The organism is Psychrobacter sp. H29 (genome assembly GCF_059073055.1).
Genome location: NZ_JCACRY010000001.1, coordinates 1,154,267 through 1,176,573, shown reverse-complemented (window position 1 = coordinate 1,176,573; position 22,307 = coordinate 1,154,267). Strand labels below are relative to the sequence as shown.

The window sequence follows — 22,307 nt, the reverse complement described above, 5'->3', positions numbered from 1 at the left end:
ACGTGATCGTTACGTATTAGAAAGAAAGGGTTAACCTAAATAGAGAGATTTTAGAAAGTAAATATCATAAGGTGACAGTCCATCTCATCGCGTTTATTTTTCGAACACCCACAAAAAAACCCCGACCATACTTATTATGATTGGGGCTTTTTTGGATAGCTACATTGCAATAAAATCGCAAGTTTATTTTGGACTTGATGACCATACTGGTGAGCGAATAATGCCTTGTCCTGACTTGCCAAAGGCTGCACCACCATTGAGTGATTTAATCGTCAGTACACCTTTGCCACCTTGGGTCGACGCATAGACCACACGTTTACCATTGGGCGAGAAGCTTGGCGCTTCGTCGATACCAGTATTACCAAGGTTGGTCGTTACCGCACCACTGTTATTCATAATAGCGGCTGAGCGCCCGCTCAAAAAGGCAATTTGCGTCCCATCACTACTAAACTGTGGGCTAGTCGCATAGCCACCATTGGACACTTTGGTTGTGCGTCCTGAGCCGAACTCATAACGATAGACTTGCGGCTTATTAAACCCTGTTTTGTCACTGACATAGACAAATGACTTGCCGTCAGGGGCATAACTTGGCTGTACTTCACTGCTTGGCAAGTTGGTGAGTCTTCTAGGTGTACCGCCGCTGACACTCATCTCATAAATATCAGCGCTGCCCTCAAAGCTACTGGAGAACAGTATCTTGCTACCATCAGGAGAGAATGATGGGCTTAGATTACTACCAGAAAAAGGTGTCAATACGCTGGCACCGCCGCCACTGACGTTCTGAATGTAGATGACAGGGTACGACTTTTCACGTTGTACCGAGTAGGCGATACGGTTGCCATCAGGTGACCATGCTGGTGAGAAAATAGACCCTGCTACTTCGGTAATGGTTTTGGCGTTTTCACCATCAGCATCCATTACTTTTAGACGAGAGACTTTTTGCTTGCCAGTGCCTGTCTCTTCAATGTAGGCAATACGTCCCGAGAAATCCCCTGGAATACCAGTAATCAGCTCATAGACCTTATCTGCGATCACGTGGCCGGCGTAACGCATACTTTCTCTGTTGTTATCTGCCGTTAGGCTTTGCTTACCCTCTATCACGCGGCCAGATTTAACATCGATAACCTCGTAATCGGTGACGACTTTGCCACGATTGGTGCGGGTGCTACCGACAACGAGATAAGGGATGCCCATGTTTTGCCACACAGGTAGCGTACCTGCCAGCTCGCTACTACTGCGCGGCTGCTGCGGCAAGTTTTGGCTGGTGACTGTCAGCTCTGTGTTGCTCAAGTCGTTTAGGATGATAGGAGATAAAACAGAGTCGCCTGCGAATGGTACAAACGCGACTTGGTTCTGTTGAACAGGAATATCATAGTCGAGTTCTAGTACGACAGGTGCTGCTAGCAAACTTTGCGAAGCAAGCAGTGCCGAGGTGCCAGTCAATAAAGAGACGAGTAGTTTTTTATGAGTACGCATGAGTTAATGGAGCTCCTAACAGTAGTATGATATTCATTTTTATAGTCAATAAGGCACGCATTTAAATAGAAAAAACCGATACGATACAAGCCGATTAACGTTACGTTATCAATAATACAAGACGCTAGCAACTGATTAGTTGCTACCTCTGAACTGTATGGTAAAAGTAGGGTATTTAGGATCATCAGTATTGATGGGTAGGCTACCTGTATTGAGTACGGCTTGTTTGGCGGCTTCGTTGACGGTGTTATCAGGTCCGGAGGCGGTAACATTGATGACGTCGCCATTGGCATTGACAGTGATGGTCAAAGTAGCACGCTGGGTGGAACCTCTCGCTGCGGTAGGCGGTGTATAGTTACGCTTGATAAGATTTATAATCTCGTTGTTGCTGGCACCGCGGCTACCACTGGAGGCGGAACGACTGCTGCCTCTAGAGGTGCTAGCCGTTGAGGTATCACCTGTGATGGTTGACTGACCATCAGATAAGCTAAAGGTTCGGCCTGCATTGCCAGAGCCATCGGTATCAATCTCTATATTACGATCGTTGGCAGTAGGTCTTTTTATTTTAGGTGGATTGTTTTGCTTTTGGCGAAAATCCCCAAGCCTTTTTTGCTCTTCGATCATCTGCTCTCTTTTATTTTGTTCAACTTGCTCGAGCTCTTCCATGGTTGTCTCGTCCAACTGAGATGCCCACTCGGCCATTCTGCGCTCATACTCTTGGTTTTGTTCGCGCAATCGCTGATGCTGCTCTTCGCTCATGAGCATGGGCTGGCTAGCTGGCTCGTCAGATCGTGTAAACACAGGAACGCGCTGAGAATCTGGCTGGCTTGCGCTTTGCGCGCTGGTACTACTGCTTGATGTTTGCGGTTGAGCGCTACTGGGCGAGTCGCTGGTGCTACTTTCCATTTGCATGGCACTTGCTGCTGCACGGTTGGCCAGTATCTGTCCTTGCATCTCAGCGAGTTGCTCAGGCGATACCATTACGGTTTCGATACTACCAGAGGTTTCGACGTCAGCGGTTTGATAATTATAAACCAGTACACCGATGATAAGACCATGTGCTAGCAAGCTGAGCAACGTAGGTAGGGTCAGCCCATTACTTTCAGGTTCGGTAGGTACATAGACGGCAGGCGCATTATGCATGGTATAGATACTCATGAACGGTAGTTATCAGAAACGAGAATTATCGGGCTGGCTATTGAGTCAGTATTTATGGAGCGTACCACTATTGGAGCGCAGGCGTTGGTAGAGGCGCACCAGTCAACAATCCCACTTTTTCAATACCGGCCTGCTGCAAGGTCGCCATTAGCGTCATAATAGCGCCGTATTGGTTATTTTGATCGGCATTGATCATCACTTGCAATGGCTCGGCGTTGGTACTACCGCTCTGAGACTGTAAGTTTGATAGTGTGTTGATCAGCTCAGGCTCACTCATAGGTAAATCGATGTTGCTCTCATAGCTGACAAAAATCTCACCATTATCAGTCAAAGAGACAATGACGGGTAATTGGCTCTGACTCATCGTATTGGTTTGCTCTTTTGGCAAATCAACATCGACACCCGTAATGAGCATCGGCGCGGTCACCATAAATATCACCAACAGCACCAGCATGACATCGATATAAGGCACGACATTCATCTCTGCATTGAGTGCTTTTTTTTCACGGCGATAGGGGTTTGGTTTCATAGCCCATTCACCTGACTGGCACTCACTTGAGTTTCTCTGTTGACAGGGCTTTGTACGCTAGTTTCACGCTGGAGCATACCTGTCATCTCATCGCAGAATAAGGCACGTGAGTCATAAAGGTTACTCGATTTTGCAGTGAAATGGTTGTAAGCCAGAACCGCAGGAATAGCAGCAAATAAGCCCATCGCCGTTGCAATTAATGCCTCAGCGATACCGGGTGCAACAGAGGCAAGGGTGGCCTGCTCCGTTTGCGACAGTCCCAAAAAGGCATTCATAATGCCCCAAACAGTGCCAAATAAGCCAATATAAGGCGCGACCGAACCGATACTGGCAAGCGCCGTCAGTCCTGACTCTAATAGCTGCTGCTGACGACCTAAGCCCACGCGCAACTTACGCTCGACACCATCGATAATATCGTCTTTGGGTTGGCGCTTTTTATGCATTCTGAGGTATTCTGAAAATCCCACATAAAAAATCTGCTCAAGCCCTTGGCGATCAGGTGAGCCTTGGATACCTTGATATAGCTTTGCCAAGTCTTCACCTGACCAAAACCAAGTCTCAAACTGCTGATCAAAGTTCTTGGCCGTACCGAGACGCGCACTCATACGAAAAATAATAACCCAACTGAATAAAGACGCTAATAGCAATAACGCCATCACAATCTGTACCAATAAACTGGCTTGGGTAATAAGATCAATAATATTTAATGATTCAGGCATGTAATGGACTCACGGATAATTGACAACAGCTGGATTGAATAAAAGTATATGAACCAGACCAACCTCAAAATATAACGCTTATGCTTTATTGGTCGCCCTCAAGGCAATGCTATGTTTACAACAGCAAAGATAATCGCCCATAGGGGTCGAGCTATAATTAAGGTATCGACACAATAACCCCCTAGTTTACTTCTAAATGAAAGAAAGGTCATTATTAATGTGTTAAACAAATAGATAGCGCATATATCAAATGGCAAGTAGCGAGTATATATAGAAATAATTGCAGAGCAACGAACGCTTTTATTGACAACTGATATACCTCGATACACTTAGAGTAATATAGAGAGTCGCATATTTGTATAGACGTTTAGCCCTTACGCCAGTGGCATCTCGAATTGTGTTTTTATACGAATTAGGCATTATCAACGATTGAGTTTGTAAGATAACTGGTCTAATATGTTACGCTTTGTTACTACATTATTCTCACTGTGGCGTCGTCATTTTTGCTGAAGTTACGTTTGATTTTAAGTAGTGGTGACTTTTTATTGGCCAGTCGGGGGCGACACTTATGAATGCAATTGAACGCTATTTTGGGATCAACGGTGAGAATACCACGATCAAAACAGAAATCATCGCAGGTATAACCACGTTTTTGACGATGGCATATATCATTTTTGTGAACCCAAATGTTTTAGCTGATGCGGGGATGGACAAAGGGGCAGTATTTGTAGCGACTTGTGTAGCTGCAGCGATAGGTTGTTTTATCATGGGCATATATGCCCGACTACCAGTAGCGTTAGCACCAGGAATGGGGCTCAACGCTTTTTTCACCTATGGTGTTGTGCTAGGCATGGGCTATGCATGGCAAACAGCGTTAGGTGCGGTGTTCTTATCGGGTTGTATCTTTGTACTGTTAAGCCTGTTTAAGATCCGTGAAGCGATTATTAATGCGATTCCAAACTCGCTCAAAAATGGCGTAGTCGCTGGTATTGGCGCGTTCTTGGCTTTCATTGCTCTACAGAGCGCTGGCATTATTGTCAATCATGATGCAACCTTGGTTGGTCTTGGTGACATGACGTCATTTGGACCTGTTATGGCCTCACTGGGTTTTGTGGTTATTATCGGCTTGTCTTACAAAAAAGTACCAGGCGCGGTTACCATCGGTATTTTATTGGTTGCTCTGATTAGCTTACTAATGGGCTATACACAGTTCACGGGTATTATCTCTACGCCACCTTCAGTCGCACCAACGCTCATGCAGCTTGATATCGCAGGTGCGTTCGATGTGGGTATGATCAGTGTGATTTTTGCTTTCTTGTTTGTCGATTTATTTGATACTGCGGGTACTTTGATTGCAACCACTAGCCAAGCCAAGCTGACCGACAAGGACGGTAATATCCCTAATATGGGCAAAGCACTATTGGCTGATTCGTCAGCGACAGTAGCAGGCTCTTTGCTGGGTACGTCATCGACGACCAGTTATATTGAGAGTATCTCTGGTATCGCCTCAGGTGGCCGTACGGGCTTAATGGCAGTGACTGTTGGTGTGCTATTTTTATTCAGTATCTTCTTCTCGCCACTAGCAGGTATGATTCCAGCGTATGCAACGGCTGGTGCAATCTTCTATGTTGCTGTACTGATGATGGGCACTCTAAAAGACATCAACTGGAGCGATTTAACAGAAGCGGCGCCTGTAGTCGTCGTGTTGTTATTCACACCGCTGACATATTCTATCGCTGATGGTATAGCACTAGGTTTCATTACATTTGCTGCGGTAAAAGCTATCGCAGGCAAGTTCTCTGATATCAGTATCGCGGTATGGATTTTGACTATTATACTACTGGTTAAGATTGTCTTCTTGTAAGGTATAACCAGAGATTAGCTAGTATCTAAAAAGCAAACCCTCTTTATCATTGAATGATAAAGAGGGTTTTTCTTTGTCAGTAATGTAGATCTACTGCTTCAGCTTTCACCCTTACATTTTGGGTGTTTGTGCTGGATTTTGACATGCCAAAAAACAGGCAATAGTAAATAGAAATATATAACCAAAGCGTCATAGTCAATAAATTGCTTGTAAGCTATTGTTATTTATGTATATATTAATTTATGAAATTAAGAAAAATTCGTTAGTTTGAAATTTTTTTTCATGATATTATAGCCGAGTTAAGCGCATCACCTCAATCAACGCCGTAGAGGTTTTTCTTACAGTGAATTAGCACATAAAGATGACAGATTTAGACTCTCTCAAGCGATATCTGGTCATCACACTCCTTTCACTACTAACAAGAAGAAGGCACTAATGCCGCTTAATTTTTCGTTGTTGCCTTTGTATTGTTAACGTAGCCCGTTTAACAGTCGAACGACCTACTTAACCGTCTCCAGCATGTGCTGGATTTTCTAGTTTTGTGATGGCGCCGTTTGGTCTTTTGATTATTGCTGTGAATATCCGTCAATAACCTCTATTTTTTGATAGCGGTTACGAGCAGTTATACAGGACGATCAGACTTCCTAAAGCACCATTTATTATGGTTTTTAAACGATAGTTATGGAGTTGTTATGAACCCAGTAGACCAGTTTACCCCGCAAGAGCCGATTTTGTTCAATCCTGTTGATTTGCTGTCGCCAGAGTATCTTGCGCAGTCAGCAGCAGAGCTACATAAGCGTATTTCGCCATTATATAGCGTTGATGAAGAACGTTGGTTGTCTGATTTATTGCCACTTGCCAAGCCTAGTATAGAAGAGCGCGATGCTGCTGCTGAGCAGACACGCAATCTGGTTGAGCATGTGCGTAACGATGGCAAAGCCGTCAAGATGGTTGACTCATTACTGCTCGAGTATAGCCTTGATACCCAAGAAGGTATCTTGCTCATGAGTTTGGCAGAAGCATTGATTCGTGTACCAGATAATTATACGGCTGATGCGCTGATCCATGACAAAATGAGTGTCGCTGATTGGAAAAAGCACATCAAAAACGACAATGGCTTTATGGTCAATGCTTCTACATGGGGCATGATGATGACAGGCCGTGTTGTCAGTATCGATAGTAGCACCACTGCATCAGGTTTCTTGGATCGTATGACCAAAAAGATGGGTGAGCCTGTCATTCGTAGTGCCATGCAAAAAGCCATGCGTATCATGGGTCACCAGTTTGTATTGGGTGAGACTATTGAAGACGCCAATAAAAACAGCCAACCATATCGTAATAGAGGCTATACCTATTCGTTCGATATGTTGGGTGAGGCGGCGATCACGCACAAAGACGCTGAAAAATATTTCAATGACTACCTGCATGCGATCAGAGCAACGGCTAATGTTAAAGTCAAAGAAGGCATGCCTAAGCCATCTGTATCTATTAAATTATCAGCACTACATCCTCGCTATGAAGCCACGCAAGAAGCTCAAGTTATGGGGCTATTGCGTCAGCGTTGCCTACTGCTTATTGAAGCTGCGCGCGAAGTCAATGTCGATATCAGTATCGATGCTGAAGAAGCAGATCGCCTTGAGATTTCTCTAAAACTGTTTGAGTCTTTGTACCGTGATAATTTGACGGCTGGCTGGGATGGTTTGGGTATCGTTGTACAAGGGTACTCTAAGCGTGCTATCGCTGTATTGGCTTGGCTTGCTCGTATATCGACTGAAGTAGGCGACCGCATTCCAGTACGTCTGGTAAAAGGTGCTTACTGGGATACTGAGATCAAACTTGCTCAGCAAAAAGGTCTATCAGGCTATCCGGTATGGACACGCAAAGAAGGTACGGATACCGCATACCTTGCTTGCGCGCGTTTCTTATTGTCAGAGCAAATACGTGGTCTTATCTGGCCACAGTTCGCCACGCACAATGCCCATACATTGTCGTCAATCATGACCATGAGTGCGCACAGAGACTTTGAGTTCCAACGTCTGCACGGTATGGGTGATGCGCTGTATGATCATATCTTGCAAGCTTACGAGATCCCTGTGCGTATCTATGCACCAGTGGGCGCACACAAAGACTTGCTACCGTACTTGGTACGCCGTTTGCTTGAGAACGGGGCTAACAGCTCGTTTGTCCATCAGTTGCTAGACAAGTCTTATCCAATTGAAAAGCTAACCGTACATCCGTACGACAAGCTACTTGCTAATGCCACCTTGCACAATCCAGATATCCCGTTACCACTAGAGATTTATGGTGAGCGACGTGCAAGCTTTGGCCCTAATATATTTGTTGAGTCGCAATGGCTGCCGTTCAAATCAGCTATTGATAGTCATCTAAATAACAAATGGTCAGCGACACCTATCATTAATGGTCAAGCGATCAATGAGTATGAAGTAGATGGTGCCATCCATCAGCTGAATGCGCAGACTGTACTTGCGCCTTGGAACCACGATGTAAGCGCTGGTGAAGTCAAATATGCCAATGCAGCACTAGCGCGTCAAGCGATTGATGTGGCTGTTGCTGGACAAAGTCTGTGGCAAAACGTGAAGGTCGCTGAGCGTGCTGCTATCTTGCGTAAGATTGGTGAACTATTTGAAGAAAACTATGCTGAGCTGATGGCACTATGCCAAGTCGAAGCAGGTAAGACCATGCAAGACAGTATCGATGAAATCAAAGAAGCCGTTGATTTCTGCCGTTTTTATGCTGATGAAGCAGAACGATTAGACGATGTTGTACATGAGTTTACCGATTTGTCTGGTAAGCAATCTCGTCAAGTGTATAAGCCACGAGGCACCTTTGTTTGTATCAGTCCGTGGAACTTCCCACTAGCGATTTACACAGGTCAAATCGTAGCAGCATTAGCAGCAGGTAATACTGTCGTGGCTAAACCTGCCGAACAAACCAGCTTAATTGCTCATTTTGGTGCACAGTTGATGTATCAAGCGGGCGTACCAGCTGAAGCGCTACAGTTAGTTACTGGTGCAGGTGATGTAGGCGGCGCATTGACAACTGCTGACAACATATCAGGGGTGATATTCACAGGTTCGACGCAAACTGCCCAGCGTATCAACCAAAGCTTGAATGATCATGCACAAGCCAGCGGTGAGTTGCCTGTCTTTATCGCTGAGACTGGCGGTCAGAACGCTATGATTGTTGATTCAACAGCATTGCCAGAGCAAGTCGTGAGAGATGCGGTGCTATCAGCATTTGGCTCAGCGGGTCAGCGTTGTTCAGCTTGCCGCATACTATGCGTGCAAGAAGAGATGGCTGATGACTTGATCGAGCTACTGCAAGGCAATATGGCTGAGCTGTCTGTAGGCAATCCTTTGTATGCTGCGACAGATGTAGGTCCAGTAATTGATGCTGACGCCAAGCATGGTTTGGAGGCGCATATTGCGCGTATGGATGCTGAACCGACAGCGAATATTTTGGCGCAAACGCCAATGAGCTCAAGTTCAGTGGTCAGCCAAGAAAAATCTACCTTTGTACTGCCAACCGCGATCGAAGTCAAAAGCATTGACGTCATCGGCGGTGAGCACTTTGGTCCCATTCTACATGTGCTGCGTTATCAAGCGCGTGATCTGAATAAGCTGATTGATGCCATCAATAATACAGGGTTTGGTTTGACTTTGGGTATCCATAGCCGTATCGAAAATACGGTTGAGCACATTGAGCGTCGTGCTTTTGTAGGGAACACCTACATCAACCGTAACCAAATCGGCGCAGTTGTAAACGTCCAGCCATTTGGCGGTTGTGGTTTATCTGGTACTGGTCCAAAGGCTGGCGGACCGCACTATGTTGCGCGTCTGATGCAGCTCAAATCAGAGTCAGTCAATGCTGCACAACCAGCCGCTAGCATGACAGCGACAACCACCCAATCTACCACTCAAACAGAACTCGCATAAGGAGTAGCAACATGGCGACTGAATTCAAAAAAAATCATGCCCAGGTTTGTGAATCTTGGCGACTACTTGGCGCAGTCAATCGCGCAACGTACCTGCAAGCGGGAGTGTCAAAACTGGCGCTGCTCACTGGTGATGCTAATAAAGCAAAGCGTTTGTTCAACCATCTATTGAGTGCGGCTCCTAGTCTAGATGAGACGCACCGCATGACGGGTGCAACTGGCGAGTCAAACGACTTGTATGTGACTGGCCGTGGTAAAACCATGGTCATTGGCGGTGAGTCTGCTAGAGCCATGGCCGTACTAGGACAACTTATCGCTGCGCTATTGACAGGTAATGAAGTCATACTACATTGCCCAAGCCAAGATGACATGTGTAGCGAAGCGGCCAAGATACTACATGATACTGGTATCAGCGAAGACGTACTGAGCGTTGCTAACGACTCACAAACGGTCACGCTTTTATATATCGACCGTCTTGCGCAAGTGGCAGTGTCTGGTAGTCATAGCGAAGTACAGGCGATCAGTCAAGAGCTTGCCAATACTGACGGTATTTTGACCCAAGTCATTAGTGTCACTGATATGGAAGGCCTATCAGAGATGCTGACGCCTGATTATTTGCATCGGTTTGTCACTGAGCGTGTTAAGACTATCAATACCACAGCAATCGGTGGTAACGCGAGCTTGCTTGAGCTGGGTACAGAGTAGAGTAGTTGCATTAATTACGAATCCGCTCAGCTTTTATATCAATCTTCATAAAGATTAAGCGGTGTTTGGTAGCGCTATAAGTACCAAACCAGTAATTGCAAAAAATGTATAAGAAAAAACCGCTATCTGAGTAATTATCAGATAGCGGTTTTTTGCGTTATTTAACTGAAATTTTATTACTGAGTATTATTCAGCAATATCCACCCATACCCAGCCGTTCTCTAGCCATTCGCTCAAATCATCTGCATCGATACCCGTCACGTCGCTATGTTGCAGTGTTTCACCATTGGCCAAGCGTACCAGTACTGATATTGCCACTTCATCAAGCCCATCGATACGTTGACCGTTGGCATACAGCACGGTGCTATCATTGGTCTGGCTATAGAGGATGCGATTGCTATAGTCTGCTTGTAATGTGGCACCTTCTGATAGCGCTTGCATGAGCTCATCGGTATCTAACGTTTCTTCTGGCATCAGCGCATCATATTGACGCTTACTGACCACCTCCGAGACTGCTTGACGAATCATGTCGTCACCGCGACTAGATTGTAGCATCTCTAGCAACTGCGCTTTGATAGCAGCGATACTATCCGTTTGCAGCTCACCTGAGTTCTGTAGTGCTTGTGGCAGTAGCATCGGGACAAACAAGCTGCTGTCATTGGTCGCAATATCTGCCACGCTATCGATAATTTGCATCAGGTTTGGACGGCGGCACCCAAAAGAGAAGGTCAGACAATCGTCTTGTGCCACACCGAAATGTGATAGCTTGGGCGGTACATAAAGCACGTCACCTGCTTCTAGTACCTCATCAAAGATAATCTCGCCCATATCATCAAATAAACGAAGCGGCTCATCAGCAACAAATTCTGTTTGTTCATCACAGAATTTACCCAATTGCCAACGTCTAGAGCCATAGCCTTGCGCCAAAAATACATCATAGTCGTCATAATGCTTACCGACCGATCCACCTGCTGGTGCATAAGACACCATAATATCATCCCGCTGCCACTGCGGAATAAAGTCAAATGCTTGCCACAAATGACCCAGCTCTGGTGACCATTGTTCGAGATTTTGTACCAATACCGTCCATTGCTCTGGTAAGTCTTCAAAGTCAGTCTCAGCTAGTGGACTTTTTTTGAGCTGCCACTGCGCTTGACCTTCTTTTTTACTGGCTGCTTGGGTTAGCAGTCGTGCGCTAGCGTCTTCTTCAAGGGCAAGACCGATCATGTCATCAGGCTCAAACATGTCAATCAGTTGCGACAACCCTTGCTTAATAAGGAGTGGCTTTTTTTGCCAGTATTCTGCTAGAAACTGCTCAGGCGTTATGGTGTCAGGTAGACAAAGCGGAATAGAAGTCATTGATAAATCCATATTTTAAATACGTACAATATTAATAATAAGGGACGCTTTATAGGAAGGTTTTAATAGTCTATGATTATGGTCTATCTGATGGTTATCATCAGAGTAGCCACTAAATCGTAGGAAAGTTATGAAAAAATTGCACTTGATCGCAATCATCGCTAGCGTGTTTTTGCTACAAGCCTGTGTCCACAAAATCGTCACGGTGCCCGCTAAAGTTGCTTATAAAACCACTAAAGGCGTGGTAAAAGGGACAGTAGCGGTCGGCAAGGCCATCATACCAGGCGACAGTGATGACGATGATGACAAAAAATAAAGCCTCACTTGTCGACTATGAATTTTAAATCAATATCATAGCATTCAAAGTAAGGCTATTATGTGGTCACAAAACCAGTAAGACATTAGCTGAATCAGACAGTAATATTATTGAAATAAGAGCGCGTAAATTATTTTACACGCTCTTATTTTTTGGTATCCGCTTGCTGCTATTAAAGCTTGGCAATCCATTCTTTGATAGTGCGCGCCTGTTCAGCAGCATTACCAATATAAGTAGCTGGTGTCAATGCGCGTAGACTTGCTTTATCCGCATCACTAACTGCCGATAGCTCATCACTTTCGACGAAGGTTAACATGGCTTCGCGAGTCATAGCATTGCCGCGAGTTAATGCTTTTAATTTCTCATATGGGTTTTCAACACGGTAGCGGCGCATGACCGTTTGAATTGGCTCTGCCAACACTTCTTGCGCTTGATTTAAGTCATCATTTAAACGCTGCGCATTTAGCTCAAGTTTACCCACGCCTTTTAGACACGCATCAAATGCAATCATGCTCTGTGCTAGACCAACACCAATATTACGCAGTACCGTTGAGTCCGATAGATCGCGCTGCATACGTGAAATTGGTAGTTTTTCACCTAAGTGTGCCAACATAGCATTGGCAACGCCCAAGTTACCTTCAGAGTTTTCAAAGTCAATTGGGTTAACCTTGTGCGGCATGGTAGAAGATCCAACTTCACCATCTTTTAGACGCTGTTTAAAATAGCCTAAGCTGATGTACTGCCAAATATCGCGGTTAAAGTCTATCAGTATTGTATTGAAGCGCTTAACAGCATCAAACAACTCAGCAATATAGTCATGCGGCTCAATCTGAGTCGTATAAGGGTTAAAAGTCAGCTCTAGACGCTGATTGATGAAGGCTTCAGCATGGCTTTGCCAGTCGACGTCAGGGTACGCTGAAAAATGCGCATTATAGTTACCAACGGCACCGTTTATTTTACCAAGTAGCTCTACTTGACCGATTTGCTTGATTTGACGAGCAAGGCGGTAGGCGACGTTTGCCATCTCTTTACCAAGCGTCGTTGGACTAGCGGTCTGACCATGTGTGCGTGATAGCATTGGTTGGTCAGCATGGGTGATCGCTAAGTCAACGATGCTGTCAGTCACTTGCTGCATTTTGGCAACGACGAGCTCGCGGCTGTCTTTTAGCATCAATGCGTATGATAGGTTATTGATATCTTCGCTGGTACAGGCAAAGTGAATGAACTCAAGCGAATCAATTAAGGCATCCTGACCACGGAATTTGTCTTTGATAAAATACTCAACCGCTTTTACATCATGATTGGTCGTTGCTTCGATGTCTTTGATCGCTTGAGCATCGGCTTCGCTAAAGTCATCAACAATCGCATTCAAAAAAACATTGGTCTGTTCATCAAATGCTGCTAATTCACCAATTGCGCTGTTGTCAGCCAATGACTGCAACCAGCGAATCTCTACCGTAACGCGGGCTTTGATTAGACCAAATTCAGATAAATAAGGACGTAAGCTGTCAGCCTTTGATGCGTAACGACCATCAATTGGAGAGAGAGCGGTAAGTGGGGTCATGGTTATGCCTCAGTAGTTATGAAATAAAAAACTGCAAGAGTCTGGCTAAAAATTACCATACAAAAAACGACATCGAAATCGCTGCGCGTAATATAGCAGAAATATGTTATTAAAAAAGCGGTCTATGCAAAAAAAGCAATGTTGAAGCCAGCGCGTTTTTGCTGTCTATGGCTTCGAGATATAAGGCTTCAACATCATATACGGTTTCAATATCTATGCCTCAACTAACAACATCAAAGAGAAATGTCTAAAATCCACAAGGTGCATCGATAGATTCAATCACGCCGCCGCCCAGACATACGTCATCGATATAAAATACGGCTGACTGACCAGGAGTGACGGCGCGCTGTGGCTCATCAAATACCACACGCACTTCGCTGCCATCAGTATTGGTCGCAAATACGCGACATGCTTGGTCTGGCTGGCGATAGCGAGACTTTTCCATACAGGCTAGACCTTTGTCACTAAACACATCAGCAGGCGGCAGACCATTCGTCCAATCGAGCTTATAAGCTTTTAGCTCGTTGCTCATTAACATGGGATGTTCATGCCCTTGACCAACGATTAAACGGTTTTTTTCTAAGTCTTTTGCCAATACAAACCACGGTTCTTCAGGACGGTCTTTAACACCGCCAATACCGATGCCGCCGCGTTGACCCAGTGTGTAATACATGAGGCCGTCATGAGTACCGATGACTTTATTGTCATCAGTAAGTATCTCGCCTTTTTGCGCAGGCAGATATTGCTGTAAGAAGTCTTTAAAGCGGCGCTCACCAATAAAGCAAATACCTGTAGAGTCTTTCTTTTTAGCCGTCGCTAGGTCATGCTCTTCGGCAATTTGACGTACCACTGGCTTTTCAAGCTCACCAACTGGGAACAGTGTTTTGGCGATTTTATCGCCGCCAACCGCATGTAAGAAATAGCTTTGGTCTTTATTGTTATCAAGGCCGCGCAATAACTGGGCAACCTCGTCACCCTCGGCATTTTTGTAATTCACACTGCGGCGCGTATAGTGACCTGTAGCGATATAATCTGCACCAAGGGTCAACGCGTAGTCCAAAAACGCCTTAAACTTAATTTCCTTGTTGCACAAGATATCAGGGTTAGGGGTGCGTCCTGCCTTGTATTCTGCCAAAAAATGCTCAAAAACACGGTCCCAATATTCCATAGCAAAGTTGGCGGTATGTAGCTTCATACCGATTTTGTCACATACTGCTTGAGCATCCGCTAAATCGTCCATTGCCGTACAGTATTCTGTACCATCGTCTTCTTCCCAGTTCTTCATAAACAGGCCTTCGACCTTGAAGCCTGCTTGTTGAAGTAATACGGCTGACACAGAAGAATCGACCCCACCTGACATACCAACAATCACATGTTTGGTGCTAGGGTTTTCGACGTCGGCAAGTGTCAACGGGCGATGAGCATTAAAAGACTCAGAAACGACTGCGTTTGAGGTGTTTTTTGTGGCTGACATAGAACGGCTCAACTATTTATACGTTATCCAAAGTAAATGCCGACGCCAAGAGTTATGCAATTACTATAACGTATAGTCTCAGCATAACAGTGTCAGCTTGTCTTTTGGATCTGGTATTATGATAAAATAAACGTCATATTATACCAGTTAATTGAAACTGGTGGCGACCGATGCTATCTAGCTATTGGGAAAACCACTTTGAAAATTCAGATAGTTATTTTGAATTATTTTAATCACGTCTAACTCATCTTGGAATGAAAATGATAAAAATCGGTCAAGGTATTGATGTTCACGCGTTTCATAACAACGGTCAGCAGCAGCAATACGTCGTATTGGCAGGGGTGCCCATTGAGCATTCGCACAGTTTGCTGGCACACTCTGACGGCGACGTGGTTTTGCATGCCTTGGCTGACGCACTACTTGGCGCTTTAGCACTTGGTGATATTGGTCAGCATTTCCCTGATACAGACGCCGCCCATGCAGGCCTAGACTCGCGTATATTGCTACGCTACGTTTATGGCAAAGTACAAGAGGCAGGTTATAGCCTAGGCAATGCCGATATCACGGTGATGTGTGAACGGCCTAAACTGGCACCGCACAACCAAGCGATGCGCGCTAATATTGCGAGCGACTTGCAAACAGATATTAGCAATATCAGTGTGAAAGCCACTACGACGGAAAAATTGGGATTTACTGGTCGACAAGAAGGCATCATGGCCAACGCCGTGGTATTATTGGTGCCTAATGCGGTTGGTCCATAATGCTATCGAATCTAGGAGCTGTTGAATCTAGAGCTTTTAGATTTAGTAAACAACAACTGGCTAAAACAATATGAAAGGGCGCTTGTAATATACAAGCAGTCACCCCATGTATCAGCCATATCTTCACATAATTATTTTTATATAAATAATCATTTTAATAAACCGCTTTATCAATAGGAGCTTTTATGAGTGAGCAAACCCCAAATACTGCTGCAAACGACGTTGAACAATTGATCCGTGATCAAATCCGTGACAATAAAGTCATTATCTACATGAAAGGCACGCCGCAATTTCCGCAGTGTGGTTTTTCTGCACGCTCTATTGAAGTGTTGACTCAGATTGGTCGTCCATTTGCATTTGTAAACATTTTAGAAAACCCAGAAATCCGCGCAACACTCCCGAAAGTTGCTAACTGGCCAACGTTCCCACAGTTATGGATCGATGGTGAGTTGATGGGCGGATCTGACATTATTTTGCAAATGTATCAATCAGGTGAGCTAAAGCCATTGGTTGAAGCAAACAGCCCTGCTGCTTAATAATTGAGAGTGTTGGTTGGATGTCTTTGATGTCCAATTAGCCTTTGCAAGATATGAGCATAGCAAACCCAGATAGCTATTAATGGCTATTTGGGTTTTTTATTGTCCCCATTAGTATTCTCACGCGCCTATATCATTAGGCTTCGTTGTTTTTATAGTATTTACCCCCATATAGTGTCCAAGATATTAGCGATATAAATAATAATTACTAGATGAGTAAGAGAGCTTTATGAATAACAAAACCAATGAACAGTTAAACGAGCAAAAAGAAGCGGCTGAGCAGGCGGCGATTGAAAAACGCCGCGCGCGTCTAAAAAACGAATCTACGCGTATCATTGAGATTGCTAGTAATGAGTCAAACTCAGCACTCAAGTGTATTCACCAGTTGAGTGTGGCAGGCGGTGCGACAGAAGCGACCTATATCGCTATCGAGCAGCGCGTCGTTGCAGACCAAGATACGGCAGGTGCTTATCATTTGGCATTATTGGCACAAAATACCCCTGATCTACCTATTGATGCGCGCCAGCTAATCGAGTTGGTGGTCAACAAGGGTGACAACGACCAACGCTTAGCATTGCTTAAAAATTTACCATTACCACCAGTCGAGCTCATCAAAGAGCAGATCTTAGCGAGTGATGACGGTGATGCCATTGGTCAAATGAATGCCTATTTACAGATCAATCCAGAAGGGTATGGCAGTCACCATATGCTGTCTAGTGGTCAGTCAGATCAAATAGTACCGCTGAGCCGTGGTAACGGTAATGGCTAAGATATCATCATAAACTAAAAAGCTAACCGCTAAAGTGATGGTGGCTGCACCAGTAATGACGGTGTTACTGTCAACATCGTCATTACTGGTATAAATATCTTTGCGCTTAATTATAATAGTTTTTGTCCTAGCGTTTTTTAAGCGTCAAAAAATTGTTATAATGACAGGTTATCTAACCAATTATGAACGACTTATCTGAGTCGTTATCTTCTTATAAATTCGACTGACGTTTATTTGCTGATTGTTTTCTTATTTGAACATAGGATATGGCAATCAACAGCGTTATGAGTCAAGTGAGGCACACATGCAATACCCAAAACATTACGACGTGATAGTGATCGGCGGTGGTCATGCTGGTACAGAAGCTGCTTTGGCGGCTGCACGTATGGGCGCACAGACCTTATTGTTGACGCATAATATTGAGACGCTCGGGCAGATGAGTTGTAACCCTGCGATTGGCGGTATCGGTAAATCGCATCTAGTACGTGAGATTGATGCGTTGGGCGGTGCAATGGCATTGGCAACTGATAAAGCAGGTATCCAGTTCCGCGTATTGAACAGCCGTAAAGGGGCTGCCGTTCGTGCCACGCGTGCGCAAGCAGATCGCATCTTGTATAAAGCAGCTATCCGCCATACGTTAGAAAATCAGCCAAATCTGGATATATTTCAACAAGCTGCTGATGATATCTTGGTCGAAAACGGCCGTGCGACGGCAGTCGTTACTTCTACAGGTATTATCTTTAAGACCGAAACAGTGGTACTGACCTCAGGGACTTTTTTGGGCGGTGTCATTCATATTGGTATGGAAAACTCAAAGGGTGGCCGTGCAGGAGACCAGCCGTCTATCAAACTTGCAGATCGTTTGCGTGAGCTTAAACTACCAGTAGGTCGTTTAAAAACAGGCACACCAGCGCGTATCGATGCCCGTAGCGTTGATTTTAGCGTGATGACGGTACAGCCGGGTGATACGCCACTACCAGTCATGAGCTATATGGGTGACGTCTCTATGCATCCTGAACAGGTCAATTGCTATATCACCCATACCAACGCGCGTACTCATGACATCATCCGTGAGAACCTTGACCGCTCACCGATGTTCTCTGGAAAAATCGAAGGCGTAGGCCCGCGTTATTGCCCATCGATTGAAGACAAAATCCATCGTTTTGCGGATAAAGACAGCCATCAGATCTTTATCGAGCCTGAAGGTCTCACCACGCATGAGCTATATCCAAATGGTATTTCGACCAGTTTGCCGTTTGATGTGCAACTAGAATTTATTCATAGTATGAAAGGACTAGAAAACGCTCATATCACACGTCCAGGCTATGCAATTGAATATGATTACTTTGATCCGCAGAACTTAAAACCAACGCTTGAGACCAAGTCTATCGATCGCTTGTATTTTGCTGGTCAAATTAATGGTACGACGGGTTATGAGGAAGCGGGCGTACAGGGTCTACTAGCAGGTACTAATGCCGCACTCGTGACGACCAATAACAGCGAGTTTGACACTTGGACACCGCGCCGTGATGAAGCTTATCTTGGTGTGCTTGTCGATGATTTGATTACGCACGGTACGACCGAGCCATATCGTATGTTCACGAGCCGCGCAGAGTATCGTCTATTGCTACGTGAAGACAATGCCGATCAGCGTTTAACTGAGACAGGTCGTAAGCTAGGACTGGTAGATGACGTGCGCTGGCAGGTCTACCAAGAGAAAATGGAAGCCATTTCGACAGAGACGTCACGCTTAAAAGACATGTGGGCAACGCCTAGTAATGCACTAGGTAAGCAAGTAACTGAGCAAACAGGTGAAGTGCTGTCTAAAGAATCGACAGCCTTTGATTTGCTGAAGCGTCCGCAGATTCACTTTGCGGATATCGCTGCTATTACTGATTCAACAGTAGATGCACAAGTGGGCGAGCAGATCGAGATTTCTGTGAAATATGCAGGCTATATCGATCGTCAGCAGGAAGACATCGATCAGATGAAGCGACTAGAGAACACAGCGTTACCGCTAGATTTTGATTATAGCGTCGTCTCAGGTCTATCAAACGAGATTGTGCAGAAACTCACGCAAGTGCGTCCTGCAACGCTTGCTCAGGCTGGGCGAGTCAGCGGCGTGACACCTGCTGCTATACAGCTGTTAGCGATGACGGTCAAAAAACATAAGAAAGCAAAGGCGGCATTGGACTCATAGCTGTATTGGACTCACAATAGGTATGTAATAAAGCCTTTTATAATAAAGCACTTATGATATAAGAAGCCTGTAACGGCACTTCGTTACAGGCTTTTGTTTGTCAAGATATACATCATTCTGACAAGAAAGAAGTATGTGAGCTTGTTTTACTGGCTACTTTATCTCTATACTAGGTCACTGAAACTAGGTTACCAAATTCACCAAATCTCACTACTATTTATTAATTTATATCGCTGATGCCCATATGATGGTGGGCTTGTCAGCGAACTGAGCTTATTTATGATCGATGCTGTTATTTTTGCGATTACCATTGTCTTTCCCAACCTTGCACTGATGTGGTTGGGTTTTTTTATGCAAAGGCGAGGTGAGACCAGCCAAACTTTTATCGATCAAGCATCAAGTTTTGTCTTTAACTACTGCTTGCCGTGCTTGTTGTTCTTTAGCGTGGTCGATAGTGATGTCGACTATGGTCAGCAAATTAAGCTAATCTTCGTTGGTATCTTGGTAACCTTTGTTTTGTTTATTGGCGCAGAGCTTTATGCCAAGCGGTTTGTCAAACGTCCTGAAGATCAAGGCGTGTTCGTACAGGGTATTTTCCGTAGTAATATGGCAATTATTGGTCTTGCAACGGTTGCCAACGCTTATGGCGCGCAAGGTTTAAGTATCGGCGCTGTTTATATGGGCGTGGTGACGATACTGTTCAATATTTTAGCGGTCATTACCTTGAGCCGTGTTTCAAAAAGTATAGATGATACCTTGATCAGTCGTAGTATTATGATCATCAAAAAAGTATTCACTAATCCGCTTATCTTGGCATTGTTATCAGCATTTGCATATAAAGCACTGCCATTGCCACCACTGACAGGTGTGATACATACAACAGGTGACTTATTGGCAGCGGTCGCATTACCCTTAGCATTGATTTGCGCTGGTGCGAGCATTGATTTGAAATCAATGCTGAGTGCGTCAGGATTGTCCATGCAGGCTAGTATTGGACGCATTGTTGTTGCACCATTGGTAGCTGTCGCGATTGGACTGGCATTTGGCTTGTCAGGTGTGCATATGGGCGTGTTGTTTTTGATGGTAGCGTCACCAACAGCAGCAGCCAGTTATGTGATGGCAAAAGCGATGGGTGGCAATGACATACTGGCGGCAAATATTTTAGCGTTTACTACGGTCGTTGGCATGTTCGGAATGGCGTTTGGGGCGGCAGCGCTACGTGCACTTGGCTTGATGTAGTATTTATTTTATTAAGGACATCGGTTACATTCAAATCAACAGCATTATTGAGTGTTGGCATATCTTTGAGCCAAAAAAAGCCCTTTTTCTTATTTGAGAAAGGGCTTTTCGTTATCGATTTAAATTGTCTCGATTGCGCTTATCTTCTCGGCGCTGTTTGCGTTTAGGGCTAGTACGATAGGTAAGGTATGCAAAAATAGCCAGTACTGCAAGGAGCGCCACGATATACATAAATATTGATGAGCCAATCATCAATGACGCGCCAATAATGGGAGTTGCTTCCATGTCAAAGATCCAGTTTTAGGTTTACCAATAATTATGCAAGTCTCTCATTTCATTGTAAAGTAAATAAGTTTAGCTCCGGTGTAAGTTCAAGTGAACGGATACGGGCGGCTTGGTCATAGATATTGGCCGTCACAATCAGCTCATCTGGCTGGTATCTTGCCAAAAATGCAGATAACTTAGGTTTAACGGTCTCAACAGATCCAATGAAAGACACTGACAGCGCATTGTCTACCATCATTTTTTCTGCTTGACTCCAGATACTGTCCATATCGTAAGTAGGTTTTGGCATCTGACCGGTTTCACCGCGGCGCAACCGTACAAAGCTTTGCTGCGCTGAAGTAAAATGATACTCGGCGGTTTCATCGTCATCAGCGAGTAATAAGTTCGCAGCCAGCATCACATAAGGCTTGTCCAGATATGCAGATGGTTTGAACTGTTCACGATAGGCAGCGATTGCTTGTCCAAGCATCTGCGGTGCAAAGTGCGAGGCAAACACGTAAGGCAGTCCTAAATGGGCGGCCAAAGTCGCGCCAAAAAGAGAAGAGCCCAATATCCAAATAGGAATGCCTGATTTTGCACCTGGGAATGCCTGTACAGGACTACCGTCAGTATCATTGCCCAAAAAGTACATCAGCTCTTGCACATCCTGCGGAAAACGCTCAGCGTCTTTCATTTGTCGGCGAAGTGCCTGAAACGTCGCCCCATCAGTACCAGGTGCGCGTCCCAAACCCAAGTCAACACGGTCGCCGTAGAGCGCTTGCAAGGTACCAAACTGCTCAGCGATCACGAGGGGCGCATGGTTAGGTAACATGACGCCGCCTGCGCCAATACGAATGCGCTTGGTTTGACTACCAATATGTGACAGTAGTACCGAGGTTGCTGCACTAGCAATACCTGGCATATTATGATGCTCTGCCATCCAATAACGATTCAAGCCAGACTTTTCTGCTTGCTGTGCGGTTTCGACCGTTTGGGCGATACCTTCAGCGATAGTATGGTCTTCAGGTACGGGTGCTAGATCTAAAAAAGATAAAGGGATGTTGTTATTCATAAATTATCCAGTAGTGTGTAAATTACTGTCTACCGATATGCTCATGATTGGTGATAGTTTCAAGTGCTGCTAGTCGGTGTTAATCAATCATAACAAAGTAAGCTAACTCAGTATTTAATTCCACTTAATAATCACTCGTTAACCATTAAGTGTTACATATAACGTTGTCATACGATATAGAGGTAGTACAAGCAATATTGCACCATCATAGAGAACAAAAAAGCAGGCAACCTAGGTTACCTGCTTTTTTTGGTTATTGATAAAATAGCCATGATATGAATCATTGGTACTTTATCAACATAACGTCCTATAGCTGAGCGGCTGTTTAGCCTAATAGCTATTTAGCT

18 protein-coding genes are annotated in these 22,307 nt (G+C 44.8%); 9 read left to right on the top strand and 9 right to left on the bottom strand.

Annotated features, from left to right (window positions below; all coding sequences use genetic code 11):
- Positions 1–183: 183 nt before the first annotated feature.
- From AC5JP1_RS04610 to tolQ, 4 genes are all read right to left on the bottom strand, one after another.
- A complete protein-coding gene (locus AC5JP1_RS04610; protein WP_493843318.1) occupies positions 184–1,476 on the bottom strand; it encodes a translocation protein TolB in 1,293 nt (430 codons plus the stop codon).
- 135 nt (positions 1,477–1,611) lie between these two features.
- The gene (locus tag AC5JP1_RS04605; RefSeq protein WP_443524138.1) at positions 1,612–2,634 is read right to left on the bottom strand and encodes a cell envelope integrity TolA family protein; all 1,023 of its coding nucleotides are present in this window, start codon (positions 2,632–2,634) and stop codon (positions 1,612–1,614) included.
- A 67-nt stretch (positions 2,635–2,701) separates the two neighbouring features.
- Positions 2,702–3,163, bottom strand: coding sequence for a protein TolR (tolR, locus tag AC5JP1_RS04600; protein ID WP_493843317.1), 462 nt, complete (start codon positions 3,161–3,163; stop codon positions 2,702–2,704).
- Positions 3,160–3,882, bottom strand: a complete 723-nt coding sequence (gene tolQ, locus AC5JP1_RS04595) for a protein TolQ (RefSeq protein WP_493843316.1) — start codon at positions 3,880–3,882, stop codon at positions 3,160–3,162. The genes tolR and tolQ overlap by 4 nt, the downstream gene beginning before the upstream one ends.
- 568 nt (positions 3,883–4,450) lie before the next feature.
- On the opposite strand from tolQ, the gene AC5JP1_RS04590 reads away from it, so the two are divergent.
- The 3 genes from AC5JP1_RS04590 (at position 4,451) to AC5JP1_RS04580 (ending at position 10,406) form a co-directional block, all read left to right on the top strand.
- A complete protein-coding gene (locus AC5JP1_RS04590) occupies positions 4,451–5,746 on the top strand; it encodes an NCS2 family permease (protein ID WP_443524136.1) in 1,296 nt (431 codons plus the stop codon).
- A 692-nt stretch (positions 5,747–6,438) separates the two neighbouring features.
- On the top strand, positions 6,439–9,702 hold the full coding sequence (putA, locus tag AC5JP1_RS04585) for a bifunctional proline dehydrogenase/L-glutamate gamma-semialdehyde dehydrogenase PutA (protein WP_493843315.1): 3,264 nt from the start codon (positions 6,439–6,441) through the stop codon (positions 9,700–9,702).
- 11 nt (positions 9,703–9,713) lie between these two features.
- Complete coding sequence (locus tag AC5JP1_RS04580; RefSeq protein WP_493843314.1) at positions 9,714–10,406, top strand: 1-pyrroline-5-carboxylate dehydrogenase; 693 nt, start codon at positions 9,714–9,716, stop codon at positions 10,404–10,406.
- A 186-nt stretch (positions 10,407–10,592) separates the two neighbouring features.
- Here AC5JP1_RS04580 and AC5JP1_RS04575 read toward each other — a convergent pair whose 3' ends face one another.
- The gene (locus AC5JP1_RS04575; RefSeq protein WP_493843313.1) at positions 10,593–11,765 is read right to left on the bottom strand and encodes a JmjC domain-containing protein; all 1,173 of its coding nucleotides are present in this window, start codon (positions 11,763–11,765) and stop codon (positions 10,593–10,595) included.
- A gap of 130 nt (positions 11,766–11,895) precedes the next feature.
- Here AC5JP1_RS04575 and AC5JP1_RS04570 point away from each other — a divergent pair, with 130 nt between their 5' ends.
- The gene (locus AC5JP1_RS04570) at positions 11,896–12,081 is read left to right on the top strand and encodes an NF038104 family lipoprotein (RefSeq protein ID WP_201571421.1); all 186 of its coding nucleotides are present in this window, start codon (positions 11,896–11,898) and stop codon (positions 12,079–12,081) included.
- Between the two features lie 172 nt (positions 12,082–12,253).
- Here the strand turns inward: AC5JP1_RS04570 and purB are convergent, their stop codons facing one another.
- Both purB and mnmA read right to left on the bottom strand, forming a co-directional pair.
- Positions 12,254–13,645 carry an adenylosuccinate lyase gene (gene purB / locus AC5JP1_RS04565; protein ID WP_493843312.1) on the bottom strand — a complete coding sequence of 464 codons (1,392 nt, stop codon included), beginning with the start codon at positions 13,643–13,645 and terminating at the stop codon, positions 12,254–12,256.
- Positions 13,646–13,892: 247 nt separating this feature from the next.
- The gene (gene mnmA / locus AC5JP1_RS04560) at positions 13,893–15,119 is read right to left on the bottom strand and encodes a tRNA 2-thiouridine(34) synthase MnmA (RefSeq protein ID WP_493843311.1); all 1,227 of its coding nucleotides are present in this window, start codon (positions 15,117–15,119) and stop codon (positions 13,893–13,895) included.
- A 254-nt stretch (positions 15,120–15,373) separates the two neighbouring features.
- Between mnmA and ispF the strand changes: the two genes are divergently transcribed.
- The 5 genes from ispF (at position 15,374) to AC5JP1_RS04535 (ending at position 20,624) form a co-directional block, all read left to right on the top strand.
- A complete protein-coding gene (ispF, locus tag AC5JP1_RS04555) occupies positions 15,374–15,880 on the top strand; it encodes a 2-C-methyl-D-erythritol 2,4-cyclodiphosphate synthase (protein ID WP_319050332.1) in 507 nt (168 codons plus the stop codon).
- A 185-nt stretch (positions 15,881–16,065) separates the two neighbouring features.
- A complete protein-coding gene (grxD, locus tag AC5JP1_RS04550) occupies positions 16,066–16,416 on the top strand; it encodes a Grx4 family monothiol glutaredoxin (protein ID WP_193012410.1) in 351 nt (116 codons plus the stop codon).
- A 229-nt stretch (positions 16,417–16,645) separates the two neighbouring features.
- On the top strand, positions 16,646–17,185 hold the full coding sequence (locus AC5JP1_RS04545) for a hypothetical protein (protein ID WP_493843310.1): 540 nt from the start codon (positions 16,646–16,648) through the stop codon (positions 17,183–17,185).
- 304 nt (positions 17,186–17,489) lie between these two features.
- Positions 17,490–19,385: a tRNA uridine-5-carboxymethylaminomethyl(34) synthesis enzyme MnmG gene (gene mnmG, locus AC5JP1_RS04540; protein ID WP_493843309.1), complete on the top strand. Its 1,896-nt coding sequence runs from the start codon at positions 17,490–17,492 to the stop codon at positions 19,383–19,385.
- A gap of 279 nt (positions 19,386–19,664) precedes the next feature.
- A complete protein-coding gene (locus AC5JP1_RS04535) occupies positions 19,665–20,624 on the top strand; it encodes an AEC family transporter (RefSeq protein ID WP_493843308.1) in 960 nt (319 codons plus the stop codon).
- Positions 20,625–20,735: 111 nt separating this feature from the next.
- Here AC5JP1_RS04535 and AC5JP1_RS04530 read toward each other — a convergent pair whose 3' ends face one another.
- Both AC5JP1_RS04530 and AC5JP1_RS04525 read right to left on the bottom strand, forming a co-directional pair.
- Positions 20,736–20,909: a hypothetical protein gene (locus AC5JP1_RS04530; protein WP_319050336.1), complete on the bottom strand. Its 174-nt coding sequence runs from the start codon at positions 20,907–20,909 to the stop codon at positions 20,736–20,738.
- Between the two features lie 49 nt (positions 20,910–20,958).
- Positions 20,959–21,960 (bottom strand): LLM class flavin-dependent oxidoreductase, encoded by a 1,002-nt coding sequence (locus tag AC5JP1_RS04525; protein WP_493843307.1) that lies wholly within the window; start codon positions 21,958–21,960, stop codon positions 20,959–20,961.
- Positions 21,961–22,307: the final 347 nt, after the last annotated feature.